Raw genomic sequence first — 13237 nt, 5'->3', positions numbered from 1 at the left:
CCTCACCAACTAGCTAATCTCACTTGGGCTCATCCAATCGCGAAAGGTCCGAAGATCCCCTCCTTTCCCCCGTAGGGCGTATGCGGTATTAGCCATCGTTTCCAATGGTTATCCCCCACGACTGGGCAGATACCCAAGCCTTACTCACCCGTCCGCCGCTCGTCACCTCAGGAGCAAGCTCCCTTGTGTTACCGCTCGACTTGCATGTGTTAGGCCTGCCGCCAGCGTTCAATCTGAGCCATGATCAAACTCTTCAATTAAAGACTTGATGCTCAATGAATTACTGAAGTTTAGCTATTTCTAGTTGCACTCCGACAAGACATTGAAAAACAAAAACTATTTGCTTCCCAACTACCTGCGAGTGCCCACACAGTTTGCTTGATAAATTGTTAAAGAGCGTGACCTTGTTCAGGTCAGGGATGCGTATTCTACGCATTCCGTATTGTTCGTCAAGCGTTGAATCAAACTTTGTTTTGTTCGTTTCAAACCCTTGTGACCGTTGGCGTGTTGCCCCGTGTCAGTGGATGCGCATTATAGGGAGCGGCTGATTTTGCGCAAGGGCTTTTTTGATAAAAAAAATCGTTCGCTCACGTATTGAACAATCCGCTTTCTTTTACCGCTTTTCTGCCTATATAGATGCCTTTCTCGCTTCTATTCTTATGGCCTGGCTCATCAGAGCCGCTTTGACGGATGCGCCCTCTGTGGGCTTGGGGTAAGATAGCGCCCCTTTTTATTCCCCCCTCTTCAGCTTGGAGAATTGAATGCCTTTTTCCCTCGGCCAACGTTGGATTAGTGATACAGAAACCGATCTTGGACTGGGCGCCATCGTCGCTATCGATGTGCGTATGGTGACCATGCTTTTTCCTGCCTGTGGTGAAAACCGCATGTATGCCAAGGACGATGCACCTATTACCCGGGTGATGTTCAATCCCGGTGATAGCATCAGCAGCCATGAAGACTGGGAGCTTGAAGTCGCTTCCGTCACAGAACAAAACGGTTTGTTAACCTACCACGGCACTCGCCTGGATACCGGCGAGCCTGCCAGCCTGAGGGAAACCTTTCTCAACCATTTTATCAAGCTGAACAAACCCCAGGAACGGCTGTTTGCCGGCCAGATCGACAAAATCGGTCGCTACAACCTGCGCTATCAGGCGCTGATGCACCAGTTCAACCAGCGTCGTTCGCCGTTACGCGGCCTGGCCAGCGGTAAGGTCAGCCTGATCCCGCATCAGCTGCATATCGCCAAGGAAGTGGGTAGTCGTTATGCTCCCCGTGTCTTGCTGGCGGATGAAGTCGGTCTCGGCAAGACCATCGAAGCCGGCATGATCATCCAACAGCAATGGCTGTCGGGCCGCGCCAGCCGCATTCTGATCCTGGTGCCTGACGCTCTGATCCATCAGTGGCTGATCGAAATGATGCGCCGCTTTAACCTGTACTTTGCCCTGTTCGATGAAGAACGCTGCGTCGAAGCTTTTGCCGATGCCGCCAATCCCTTCGATACCGAACAGCTGGTGCTTTGCAGTCTCGATTTCATCACCAAGAAGCGCAAGCGTTTCGAGCAGTTGCATGAAAGTGACTGGGACTTGCTGGTGGTAGATGAAGCGCATCACTTGATTTGGGACGCCGAGCAACCCAGCCGGGCTTATGAAGTAGTAGAAGCGCTGGCCGAAGATACTGCCGGCGTCTTGCTGCTGACCGCCACGCCGGATCAACAAGGGCACGAGAGTCATTTTGCCCGTCTGCGCCTGCTCGATCCCGAGCGCTTCTATGATTACAACGCCTTTCTGGCCGAAGAAGAAGAATACCAGCCGCTGGCCGCGGCAGCGGAAGCCCTGCTCTCCGACGCTCCGCTGGATGAAACAGCAAAAAACCGTCTGGCTCCCTTTATGGATGGACAGGATGACAGCTGCCTGACCGATCCTGCTGCCCGCCAGCAGTTGCTGGCCCAGTTGCTCGACCGTCACGGCACCGGCCGTTTGCTGTTCCGTAATACTCGCCAGGCCATCAAGGGCTTTCCCGCCCGTCAGCTGCAGCTGCACCCCTTGCCTCTGCCCAGCCAGTATAAAACCGCCATCCGCGTGGCGGGCATGATGGGCAGACGGCAGGATGACGCCAGTCAGGCGTTGCAGGCCCTGTATCCGGAAGAAATTTATCGCCAGTTTGAAGGTGGCGACAGTGCCTGGACCCAGTTCGACAGCCGGGTGGAATGGCTGCTGGAATACACCAAAGCCAAGCGCAACGACAAGATTCTGATCATCACCGCCAAGGCCGGTGTCGCCCTGGCATTGGAAGAAGTGCTCCGGGTCAAGGAAGGCATTCGCGGCACCGTCTTTCATGAAGGCATGTCATTGCTGGAACGCGACAAGGCCGCCGCCTACTTTGCTCAGCAGGAAGGCGGCGCCCAGGTGATGATTTGCTCGGAAATCGGTTCGGAAGGCCGAAATTTCCAGTTTGCTCATCAGCTGGTGCTGTTCGACTTGCCGCTCAATCCGGATCTGCTGGAACAGCGTATCGGTCGCCTCGACCGTATAGGCCAGCAGCACAATATCGATATTCATGTGCCTTATCTCGAAGGCACCGCCCAGCAGGCCCTGACCCTGTGGTATCACCAGGGGATGGATGCTTTCAGCAAGCCCAATGCAGTCGGCCAGCCGGTCTATCAGCAAGTCGGTGAGCGACTGCTGGCGCTGCTGGCCGATCACGGCCAGGACGAATCGGCGCTGGAACAGTTGATTGCCGATACCCGAACCCTCACCCAGGAACTCAACAGCCAAATGGAACTGGGCCGGGATCGACTGCTGGAACTGAACTCCAGCGGCGTCATTCTCGACCGGGATCTGGCCGCAGAGCTGACCGAGATCGACGAAGACCCGACCCTGCCCATCTTCGCCATCAAACTGTTTGATGAAGTCGGTGTACATCAGGACGATCGCGGTGAAAACGCCATCGTGCTGCGCCCCACCGAGCAGATGTTGATCCCAAGCTTTCCCGGTCTGCCGGAAGACGGCGCCAGCATCACCTTCGACCGTGATACCGCCCTGAGCCGTGACGACTTGCATCTGCTGACCTGGGATCACCCGATGATCCGTGGCGGTATCGATCTGGTGCTGGGGTCGGAAATCGGCACCACTTCTGTGGCTATTCTCAAGAACAAGGCGCTGCCGGTCGGCACCCAGTTCCTGGAGCTGATTTTCGTGGCCGAGTCAGCCCATCATGCCCAGCTGTATCGCTTTCTGCCGCCCGCCCCCATCCGCCTGCTACTCGACAAGAATGGCAACGATCTGGCGGACAAGGTCAGCTTCGAGTCATTCGACCGTCAGCTCAGTCCGGTCAACCGCCACCTGGCCAGCAAGCTGGTGAACGCATCTCAGACCATCATCCATCAGCTACTGCAACAGGCGCAGCCGGTTGCGGAAGAACAGATGCAAATTTTGGTGGAGCAGGCTCGCTCTCGGATGCAGAAGTCTATCGGACAGGAGTTGCAGCGCCTGCAGCAACTGGCCAAGGTCAATCCCAACGTGCGTGCCAGTGAAATTACCCATGTGCAGGAGCTGCAGGACGAGCTCGACAGCCTGCTGAGTCATACACGCTTAAAACTGGACGCGATTCGGTATATCGTAGTCAGCCACCAATAAGGAAATACCACCATGGTTTTGCTGCGTTACGATCCACCGACAGATCCCCAGTTTGAAGTGCTGTATCAGGACGACAGCCTGATCGTGCTGAACAAGCCCAGTGGCCTGCTCAGCGTACCCGGCCGAGATCCTGTTCATCACGACAGCCTGTCTTACCGGGTAGCGCGAGTTTATCCCACCGTTCAGGTGGTACACCGGCTGGATATGGCAACCTCGGGGGTGATAGTGATGGCATTGCACCCCAAGGCACACCGGGAGCTGAGCCGCCAGTTTCGTGAGCGTGAAACGGCAAAATGCTATTACGCCTGGGTGTACGGTAATCCCAGACAAAGCGCGGGCAGCATCGATCTGCCCCTGTGCTGTGACTGGCCCAATCGGCCACGGCACATGGTTGATCATGAGAACGGCAAAGCAGCGCTAACCCACTGGCGCTGCCTGCGCCGGCTGGAAGACCGCAGCCTGATCAAGCTGACGCCGATCACCGGACGGTCACATCAGTTGCGGGTGCACATGAAAAGCCTGGGCCATGTTATTTTGGGAGATAACCTCTATGCAGAGGGAGAAGCCCTGGAGATGGCACCGCATTTACAGCTGCATGCCGCCGAGCTGGAGTTTCGTCATCCCAGAAGCAAGGAGTGGCTGAGCTTCACCGCCCCCGCCCCCTTCGATATCGAATAAGGAGCATGAACACAGGGTGGCAGGCAGGATTCAGCCTGACTGCCATCCTGCAGGCCGCCCCGGATTATTTAAAGGAATAATGCGATGAAACTGGTATTTCTGGACCGAAAAACCCTGGCGCCGGAGATTGAACTACGCGCGCCCTCCTTTCCCCATCGCTGGGAAGAACATGAAGAAACCGCCCCCCATCAGGTGCTGGAACGCCTGCAGGATACCGATATCGCCATCGTCAACAAGGTGCGGCTCGGCGCCGACATCCTGTCCCGCCTGCCCCGCCTAAAACTGGTGGTGATTGCCGCCACCGGCAGCGATAACGTCGATCTGGAAGCCTGTCGTCAGGCCGGTATTGCGGTCTGCAATATTCGTGACTACTCGAAGAACTCGGTGCCGGAACATGCGCTGGCCCTGATCCTGGCGCTGAATCGCAGCCTCAACGCCTATCGTGCCTCCATTGTCGCCGGACGCTGGCAGCAAAGCGGCCAGTTCTGTTATTTCGATTATCCGGTGCGGGATCTGGCCGGTCAGACCCTGGGGCTGATAGGCTATGGCACCATAGCCCGGGAGCTGGAAAAACTGGCGACGGCGCTGGGGATGAAGGTGATTGTCGCGGCCCGCAAGGGGCACCCCGTCAGCGAAGGCCGTGTCGGCTTCGAACAACTGCTGAATGATGCCGATGTCATCAGCCTGCATTGTCCGCTTAACGCAGAGACTCGGCACCTGATTGGGGAACGGGAGCTTAAACTGATGAAGAGCGACGCCTTGCTTGTCAACGTGGGCCGTGGCGGCCTGGTGGACGAAGCCGCACTGCTGGCGGCTCTGGAGCAAAACCGTATCGGCGGTGCCGGTTTCGATGTGGTAACTCAGGAACCGCCGGCACCGGATAACCCCCTGATGCAGGCGCTGCAGTATCCCAACTTCATACTGACGCCGCATATTGCCTGGGCCAGCCGAAACGCCATGCAACGACTGGCGGATCAGTTGATCGACAACATAGAGGCCTTCGTCGCCGGCCAGCCACAACACCGGCTGGTTTAAAACCGGGGATTGGGAATTTGTGAGTCCCTGCTCCCTAATCCCTAATCCCTAATCCCTATTCCCTATTCCCTATTCACGGTCTTTCAGCGGATTTTGCGCACCACCTTGATGGTTTCCCAGGCTTGCTGGATGTCCTGGGCCTTTTCCTTGGCCATGTCCATCATCTCCTTGGGCAGGCCTTGGGCCGCCAGTTTGTCCGGATGATGCTTGGACATCTGCCGACGATAGGCGCGTTTGACCGTGCTGTCGTCGGCCTCTTCTTCCACTTCGAGAATGCGATAGGCGTCACGTAATCGCTCTGCCGGCGGTTGCGTGTGCCCACCGGCGCCATGACCCTGCCCCTGTCGAAAACCATGCAACTGGGCTTCGGCAAAGGTCAGCAGTTGTTCCAGTTCGGCTTCGGAAAAACCCAGCTCGACGGCAATGGTCAGCAACAAGCGACGTTCCGCCGGATGCAAGTCGCCATCGGCGAAAGCCAGCTGCAACTGCACTTCCATAAAGAAACGCAGCAGATTACGGCTGTCTTTGACTCGCGCCCGAAAACGGCGCAGGGTCTCGGTTAACGGAAAATCGGCGCTTTTACCCTCGCGAAAAGCGTTCTGGGCCTGAACCCGTAGTTCGCCCTGTAACCGCATCTGGGTCATCAGCTGTTCTGCCAGACGAATTTCTTCGCTCGACACCTGACCACTGGACTTGGCCACATGGCCCATGGTGGCAAAGGTGGTATAGAGAAACTCGGCCTGGGCGCCCTTGTTGAACAACCAGGCATTGGCCAGCTTTTTGTCGACCAGATGCCCAAGCCATAATCCCAGCAAGGCGCCCGGAAGATTACCGATAAGCAGCCCGAACAAAAACCGATCAATTTACCTTTGATATGTGCCAACATTTATTGTGCCTCCGGGGCATTCATCTGAACACCTTGCCGAAAGGCAGCACCAAGGCACACAGGGAGCGGGGACCAATGGGGAACAACTAACCTCATGAACGGGATCCTGGATGAAAAATGACGCTAAAGCAGGGCCATAGTGCTGGCCGCAAGAATGCTTTATCATAGCCCGTTACCATAAAGTAATGACACCAAAAGCTCAACCAGCCTCCGAGGGCGGTGTCGCCACACCAGGAATGCGAGCATCAACCCATGAGAATACGGATTATCGGCTTTCCCCTGCTGCTTATCTCGGGCCTGACCCAGGCTCAGACAACGGCTGTGATCACCGCAGAAGAGCCCAGCCCCCCTCTTAACTTCAGCCGCTGTTTCAGCCATGTTCCGCTGCGGGTGGACACCTCTCAGGGGAATCCCAACGCGCCCATTACCGTCACCGCCGATGTGCTGGAAGCCACTCGTGACGGCAAGATCCTGTATCGTGGCGATGTACAGGTAGAGCAGGATCAACGCCGATTCAGTGCCGATTACGTCGAGCTGGAGCAACTTAGCCGCGATGTGCTGGCCGAGGGCAATATTCATTTCACCGACGGCGTCATCAGCGTAGACAGCGACCATCGGCTGACGGGTAACCTCACCACCAGAGATACCGAGTTGGATGACGCCCGTTACCAGTTTCATGATGAACCGGGCCGAGGCCAGGCGACACGGGTACAGCTGAGCAATAACACCAACCAGGTCGAATTTAAGGGCGCCAGTTACACCACCTGCCCGCCAGGCGAAGAAGTCTGGCAGCTAAAAGCCAGCTCGGTAAAGGTCGAACAGGATGAAGTATTCGGCGAGGCCTGGAATGCGGTGCTCTGGCTGGGCGAAACGCCGGTATTCTACTTTCCCTACATCAAGTTTCCGGTCAAGGACGAACGGCAAAGCGGCCTGCTCTATCCCACCTTCGATCTGGGCAGCGAGAACGGCACTGACATCAGGCTGCCCTACTACTGGAATATCGCCCCCAACTACGACGCCACCCTGACGCCCCGTTACATGGAAAAACGCGGCACCATGAGCCAGCTCGAATTCCGCTATCTGCCGGTAGAAGGGCAAAGCGGTACCCTTTATGGCGAATATCTTTCGAGCGACGATAAACTGCTCGATACCCAATGGCAGGATGAGGCACGCTGGCTGTTTAACTGGCGCCATAACGCCCGCTTCGACACCGATGGTCACTGGCGCGGTAACGTCGACTACACCAAGGTCGCCGGCTGGGATCTTGACTATATCGACGATTTCTCACCACCGGTCGGTCTACTGGTCGACAACCAGCTGATGCAGTCATTCAGTGGCGGTTATTATGACCGGCACTGGCAGCTGACCACCGAAGTGCGGGATTATCAGATCCTCAGACCCAATCTGGACACCCAGCTGGACACCCAGCCTTTTCAGCTGGCGCCCAGCCTGGCGCTGACCAGTTACCGCGGCTTTGGGGATTTCGATCTGGCGATGGACTCAGAGCTGACCCAGTTCAACAACGACGACAAGAATGTGTACCAGGCGACCCGTTTTCATGCGGAGCCCAAGCTGGTGTATTCCGTCGTCAATCAGCCGGGGGCAAAACTCACCGCCGATGTGGGCGCCTACTACACCCACTACGAGCAGGATATCCCCAATACCCTCTCTCCCTACTATGGCAATCAAACTGATGAAGGGCTGGGTTTCACCGCCGACAGCCTGGACTCCAGCGTCGACCGTCTGCTGCCGCGCCTGCGACTCAACGGCACCCTGGTGTTCGACAGGGATACCCAATGGTTCGAGCAGGACTTTACCCAGACTCTTGAGCCGCAGCTGCAGTATCTGTACGTTCCCTTCAAGGAGCAGGACAATATCGGCCTGTACGACACCACCGATATGCGCCAGGACTACTACAGCCTGTTCAGCGACCGCCGCTTTGCCGGCCTGGACCGGATCAGCGACGCCAATCAGCTGACCGCCGGCTTCACCAGCCGCATCTATGACGCTGATAGCGTCGAACGGTTACGCCTGGCGCTGGCCCAGACCTATAACTTCACCTCGCCGCGGGTACGGCTGTTTCCCAGTGATGAGCCCAGCGACTTCAAACGCTCTTTCCTGACCTTCGAGGGCGACCTCAATGTGGACGGCAACTGGTTTGTGCATACCGAAGCCCAGCAGGATACCCGCAACCACAGGCTCGCCGCCGGCAATATCACCCTGGAATACAACAACGAGGGCAAACTGGGCCAGCTCGGGTTTCGCCACCTGAACCAGACCTATTTTCCGGATGCCAGCCTGGGCAATGATCTCAATCAGCTGGGCGGCACCTTCTCCTGGCCGGTGGACCCGCAATGGCGGCTGATTGGCGGTCATTACCGGGATATTGAACTCAAGCGCAATATCGATAGTCTGATAGGTCTGCGTTACGACTCCTGCTGCTGGGCCGTCAGCCTGGTGTGGGAGCAATCGCAAAAAGAAGACTCGCTGCTCAACCCGACCGACATACAGCAGGAAACACTGATAGGACTGCGATTCGAACTGAAAGGGTTCAGCTCGTTCGGTACCGGTAGCGGCGAATTTTCACCCGGCACCAGCTTGTTGCCATATTACCGCCCCTTTAATCTCAATAACTGATTTTCATTGCGCACAGGATTTGTCATGAATAATAGATGTAAACAACTGCTGATTGCCGCTGGTCTGGGCCTGATATCGGCCACCAGCCTGGCGGCAGAGTTGCTGGATAAAGTCGTTGCCGTCGTCAATCAGGATGTCGTGCTGGAAAGCCAGCTTGCAGGCCTGGTCAATCAGGTCAAACAAAGTGCCGCCGCCGCCGGGCAACCGCTGCCGGATGAGCAGCCACTGCGTCGGCAGGCGCTGGACAGACTGGTACTCGAAAGCCTGCAGCGGCAACTGGCCGAACGTCTCGGATTACGCATCACCGATACCCAGCTGGAGCAAGCCATCACCAACATCGCTCGCAGCGAAGGCAAGACGCCAGAGCAATTACGCGCCGGCATCAAGGCCGAAGGCCTCACTTACGCCCAGTTTCGCGAACAGGTGCGTAACGAAATTCTGCTGAGCGAGCTGGCGCGTAATCAGGTGCGCCGCCGCATCAACATTTCCGATCAGGAAGTGAAACAGGTAGTGCAGATGATCAAGGAGCAGGGCCAGAATCAGACCCGCTACCGGGTCGGTAATATACTGTTGCCGCTACCCACCAACCCCGACACCGAACAGCTGCGTCAGGCAAGCCGCCAGGCGGAAAAACTGCTCAAGCAACTGAAACAGGGTGCCGATTTCCGCAAGCTCGCCATTGCCCACAGCGCCGGTCCCAAGGCGTTGGAAGGCGGTGACTGGGGCATGCTCGGCATCAACGAAATGCCCTCCCTGTTCAGCGAAGCCGTGAAGAATCACCGCAAGGGTGATATCATCGGCCCTATACGCTCCGGTGCTGGCCTGCATATTCTCACTGTTTTTGATACCCAGGGCAGCACGGCCAAAACCGTACAGGCGGTAGAAGTCCGAGCCCGTCATATTCTGCTCAAGCCCTCCATCATCATGAGTGAAGAGAAAGCCCAGTCCCGACTGGCCGGCTTTGCCCGCTCCATTCGCGCAGGCGAGACCAGCATGGCTCAGCTGGCGGAGCAATTTTCCGAAGATCCGGGCTCGGCCATCAATGGCGGTGACCTGGGCTGGGCGTCTCCGGAAATGTATGTCAGCAGCTTTCGTGACACCGTCAACCAACTCGACGTGGGTAAGCTCAGTGAGCCCTTCCGTTCTGAGCACGGCTGGCACCTGGTGCAGCTGGAGGACAAGCGTGTGATGGATGCCACCGAGCAGGCCGCCGAGCAAAGAGCTTATCAGCTGATTTTCAACCGTCGCTTTACCGAAGAAGTGCAGACCTGGCTGGACGAGCTGAGGGATGAAGCCTATATCCGTATTGTCGACACTAATTTATCGAACGGTGAACTGTGATTTGTCAACGTATCGCTATAACGCCCGGTGAGCCCGCCGGTATCGGCCCCGAGCTGATGCTGGCCCTGGCCGCGCAAGACTGGCCAGCAGAGCTGGTGGTAATCGCCGATCCGGATCTGATCCAGAGTCGGGCGGATGCCCTGGGCAAACAACTGACCCTGCAACCCTACCGGCCCGAACTGCCACCTCAACCCCAACGGGCGGGCACCCTGACCATAGCACCGGTTAAGCTGGCCAGGCCGGCGACGCCCGGCGTGCTCGACGAAGCCAACGGTCTCTATGTACTGGAAACCCTGAAGCGCGCCTCCGACGGCAACATGAACGGCGAATTTGCCGCCGTGGTCACCGGCCCCGTGCATAAAGGCATTATCAACAAGGCCGGGGTCTCGTTCAGCGGTCATACCGAATTTTTTGCCCAGCAGGCCAATGTGCCGGATGTGGTGATGTTGCTGGCCGCGCCGGGACTGCGCGTGGCTCAGGTAACCACTCACATTCCGTTGGCCTATGTGGCCAAGGCCATTACCGAAGACCGGCTCAGCAAAATCATTCGTATTCTGCACGCCGAGCTGAAGGCCAAGTTCGCTCTGCCCAGCCCGCGTATCTATGTCTGCGGGTTGAATCCCCATGCCGGCGAAGATGGCCATCTGGGACGAGAAGAGCTGGATATCATCATTCCCACCCTCGACAAGCTCAGAGCCGAGGGTATGGATCTGGTGGGACCCTTGTCGTCCGATACCGTATTCCAGCAAAAATACATGCAGGACGCGGATGCCTTCCTGGCTATGTACCATGATCAGGGGTTACCGGTACTGAAATATATCGGCTTCGGCCAGGCGGTCAATATTACCCTGGGGCTGCCCTTTATCCGCACCTCCGTGGATCATGGCACCGCCCTGGAACTGGCCGGAACCAATAAAATCGATGCGGGCAGCATGCTGTGCGCGCTTAATCAAGCCATTGAAATGATAGAAAAACGCGATGAATAGTAAGGTGCACCAGGGTCACAAGGCCCGTAAACGTTTTGGTCAGAATTTTCTGCACGATGATTACATCATTGATCAGATAGTCGATGCCATTCATCCCAGTGATGATTTTACCATGGTCGAAATCGGCCCCGGTCTCGGCGCCCTCACCGGCCCGGTCTGTGACCGCATCAAGCGCCTCAACGTGGTAGAGCTGGACCGGGATCTGGCCGCCCGACTGGCCGAGCATCCTTTTCTCAAGGACAAGCTCAACATCCATCAGGCCGACGCCATGAAGTTTGACTTCACTCAGCTGCTGGAGCCGGGCAAGAAACTGAAAATCTTCGGTAACTTGCCCTATAACATCTCCACCCAGCTGATGTTTCACCTGTTCGAATTTGCCGCGCATGTGGAAGACATGCATTTCATGCTGCAGAAAGAAGTGGTCAACCGGCTGGCCGCCGGCCCCGGCAGCAAGGCCTATGGTCGACTGAGCGTCATGGCCCAGTATTATTGCCAGGTGGTACCGGTACTGGAAGTGGGGCCCGACGCCTTCCGCCCCGCCCCCAAGGTGGACTCGGCCGTGGTCAAACTGTTGCCTTACGAGATACCGCCTTATCCGGCACAGGATATTGGCTGTTTGTCCCGCGTGGCCGCCGATGCCTTCGGCAAACGTCGCAAGACCATTCGCAACAGCCTGAGTCATCTGTTCAACGTCGATCAGCTCACCGCGCTGGGCCTGGATCCTACGGCCCGGCCCGAACAGCTGTCTCTGGTGCAGTACGTTACCCTGGCCAACGCCCTGGCCCAACGCAAGGAATAACCATGACCCCCGGCGCAATTCATATCACCACACAACCCCGCTATCTGGCCGACCGCTCTGATCCCGATGAGCAGCATTATGTGTTTGCCTACACCATTACCATTCACAACAAGGGTAATGAAAGAGTCAAACTGATCAGCCGTCGCTGGATGATCACCGATGCCAACGGCAAGATGATTGAAGTGGAAGGCAGTGGCGTGGTGGGTGAACAACCGAATATTGCGCCGGGAGAAGAATACACCTACACCAGTGGCGTCAGCCTGGAAACCCCGGTTGGCGTCATGGAAGGCAGCTATACCATGACCCAGGAAGACGGTCGCGAGTTTCAGGCGCCGATCGACGCCTTTCGTCTCGCCCAGCCCTACCTGATCAACTGATGGCCACCTATCTGATTGGCGATCTGCAGGGTTGCCTGACAGAGCTGAATCAACTGCTGGCCGAAGTATCCTTCAATCCCTCACGTGACCAGCTCTGGCTCACCGGCGATCTGGTCGCTCGCGGGCCGGACTCCCTGGGCTGCCTGCGCCGGGTCATCGCCCTCGGCGATGCCGCCACTACTGTGCTGGGCAATCACGACCTGCACCTGTTGGCGGTGGCCCACGGCATCCGCAAGCCCAAGGCCGCCGACAAGGTCGACGAGATATTGCAGGCGGCCGACCGGGCCGATCTGTTGTACTGGCTGCGCCATCGGCCGCTGCTGGCCGAGCACGAGCAACATGGCTTTGCCATGAGCCATGCCGGAATACCACCACAGTGGAGCCTGGAGCAAGCTCGCAATGCGGCGCGGCAGGTTGAGGCCGAGTTAGGCTCGGTTCACTATCAAGAGCGGTTGCAGCAGATGTATGGCAACCAGCCGGATTACTGGCAGCCGGCGCTGTCTGACATAGAGCAATTGCGCTATACCATCAATGCCTTTACCCGCATGCGTCTGTGCCACCCGGACGGTCGTCTCGACTTCGAGCACAAGGCCGCGTTAGCCGATGCCCCATCGTCACTGGCACCCTGGTTCAAGTTACGCCAGGAACACCGGGATCCACCGCTGATCTTCGGTCATTGGGCCGCATTGGAAGGCAGATGCGACACAGCCGGTATCCATGCACTGGATACCGGCTGTGTCTGGGGGGGAAGTCTGACAATGCTGCACTGGGAAAGCGGAGATCGTATCGCCACTTCCTGCCCGGCTTACGCCTGAGACCCTTGAGGTGTGAGGTGTAAAAAAGCCCGGCTTATCGCCGGGCTT

General features: G+C 57.3%; 9 protein-coding genes, 1 rRNA gene and 1 pseudogene. 9 read left to right on the top strand and 2 right to left on the bottom strand.

The genetic code is table 11. From position 1 onward, the window contains the following. A 16S ribosomal RNA gene (locus tag UN63_RS13595) occupies positions 1 to 260 on the bottom strand; the annotation flags it as partial. Between the two features lie 501 nt (positions 261 to 761). On the opposite strand from UN63_RS13595, the gene rapA reads away from it, so the two are divergent. The 3 genes from rapA to UN63_RS13580 all read left to right on the top strand — a co-directional run bounded on the left by rapA (position 762) and on the right by UN63_RS13580 (position 5348). Beyond that, on the top strand, positions 762 to 3635 hold the full coding sequence (rapA, locus tag UN63_RS13590; protein ID WP_104487450.1) for an RNA polymerase-associated protein RapA: 2874 nt from the start codon (positions 762 to 764) through the stop codon (positions 3633 to 3635). Between the two features lie 18 nt (positions 3636 to 3653). Then, positions 3654 to 4313, top strand: a complete 660-nt coding sequence (locus UN63_RS13585) for an RluA family pseudouridine synthase (protein WP_219821174.1) — start codon at positions 3654 to 3656, stop codon at positions 4311 to 4313. A gap of 84 nt (positions 4314 to 4397) precedes the next feature. After that, positions 4398 to 5348, top strand: coding sequence for a D-2-hydroxyacid dehydrogenase (locus tag UN63_RS13580; protein WP_104487446.1), 951 nt, complete (start codon positions 4398 to 4400; stop codon positions 5346 to 5348). Between the two features lie 83 nt (positions 5349 to 5431). Here UN63_RS13580 and djlA read toward each other — a convergent pair. Beyond that, positions 5432 to 6234: pseudogene (gene djlA, locus UN63_RS13575) on the bottom strand (co-chaperone DjlA). 252 nt (positions 6235 to 6486) lie between these two features. On the opposite strand from djlA, the gene lptD reads away from it, so the two are divergent. Genes lptD through UN63_RS13545 form a run of 6 tightly spaced genes read left to right on the top strand, consistent with a single transcriptional unit; the run spans position 6487 to position 13189 of the window. Then, complete coding sequence (gene lptD / locus UN63_RS13570) at positions 6487 to 8871, top strand: LPS assembly protein LptD (RefSeq protein WP_104487442.1); 2385 nt, start codon at positions 6487 to 6489, stop codon at positions 8869 to 8871. Positions 8872 to 8895: 24 nt separating this feature from the next. Next, positions 8896 to 10212: a peptidylprolyl isomerase SurA gene (gene surA, locus UN63_RS13565; RefSeq protein ID WP_104487440.1), complete on the top strand. Its 1317-nt coding sequence runs from the start codon at positions 8896 to 8898 to the stop codon at positions 10210 to 10212. Next, the gene (gene pdxA, locus UN63_RS13560) at positions 10209 to 11198 is read left to right on the top strand and encodes a 4-hydroxythreonine-4-phosphate dehydrogenase PdxA (RefSeq protein WP_104487438.1); all 990 of its coding nucleotides are present in this window, start codon (positions 10209 to 10211) and stop codon (positions 11196 to 11198) included. The genes surA and pdxA overlap by 4 nt, the downstream gene beginning before the upstream one ends. Further along, entirely contained in the window at positions 11191 to 11997 is an 807-nt protein-coding gene (rsmA, locus tag UN63_RS13555) for a 16S rRNA (adenine(1518)-N(6)/adenine(1519)-N(6))-dimethyltransferase RsmA (protein WP_104487435.1), read from the top strand. Before pdxA ends, rsmA begins: the two co-directional genes overlap by 8 nt. Before the next feature lie 2 nt (positions 11998 to 11999). After that, positions 12000 to 12374: a Co2+/Mg2+ efflux protein ApaG gene (apaG, locus tag UN63_RS13550; protein ID WP_104487433.1), complete on the top strand. Its 375-nt coding sequence runs from the start codon at positions 12000 to 12002 to the stop codon at positions 12372 to 12374. Next, a complete protein-coding gene (locus tag UN63_RS13545) occupies positions 12374 to 13189 on the top strand; it encodes a symmetrical bis(5'-nucleosyl)-tetraphosphatase (RefSeq protein WP_104487430.1) in 816 nt (271 codons plus the stop codon). The genes apaG and UN63_RS13545 overlap by 1 nt, the downstream gene beginning before the upstream one ends. Positions 13190 to 13237 lie beyond the last annotated feature (48 nt).

The sequence above is a fragment of the Oceanisphaera arctica genome (genome assembly GCF_002936955.1).
GTDB classification, from domain to species: Bacteria; Pseudomonadota; Gammaproteobacteria; order Enterobacterales; family Aeromonadaceae; genus Oceanimonas; species Oceanimonas arctica.
Note: the sequence above shows the minus strand (reverse complement) of the source record. Positions and strands in the feature narration are given on the sequence as shown.

Excerpts from the sequence above, each read along its gene's own strand:
- rsmA (WP_104487435.1), top strand. The coding sequence starts at position 11,191 with ATGAATAGTAAGGTGCACCAGGGTCACAAGGCCCGTAAACGTTTTGGT.
- apaG (WP_104487433.1), top strand. The coding sequence starts at position 12,000 with ATGACCCCCGGCGCAATTCATATCACCACACAACCCCGCTATCTGGCC.
- lptD (WP_104487442.1), top strand. The coding sequence starts at position 6,487 with ATGAGAATACGGATTATCGGCTTTCCCCTGCTGCTTATCTCGGGCCTG.
- UN63_RS13545 (WP_104487430.1), top strand. The coding sequence starts at position 12,374 with ATGGCCACCTATCTGATTGGCGATCTGCAGGGTTGCCTGACAGAGCTG.
- surA (WP_104487440.1), top strand. The coding sequence starts at position 8,896 with ATGAATAATAGATGTAAACAACTGCTGATTGCCGCTGGTCTGGGCCTG.
- UN63_RS13580 (WP_104487446.1), top strand. The coding sequence starts at position 4,398 with ATGAAACTGGTATTTCTGGACCGAAAAACCCTGGCGCCGGAGATTGAA.
- rapA (WP_104487450.1), top strand. The coding sequence starts at position 762 with ATGCCTTTTTCCCTCGGCCAACGTTGGATTAGTGATACAGAAACCGAT.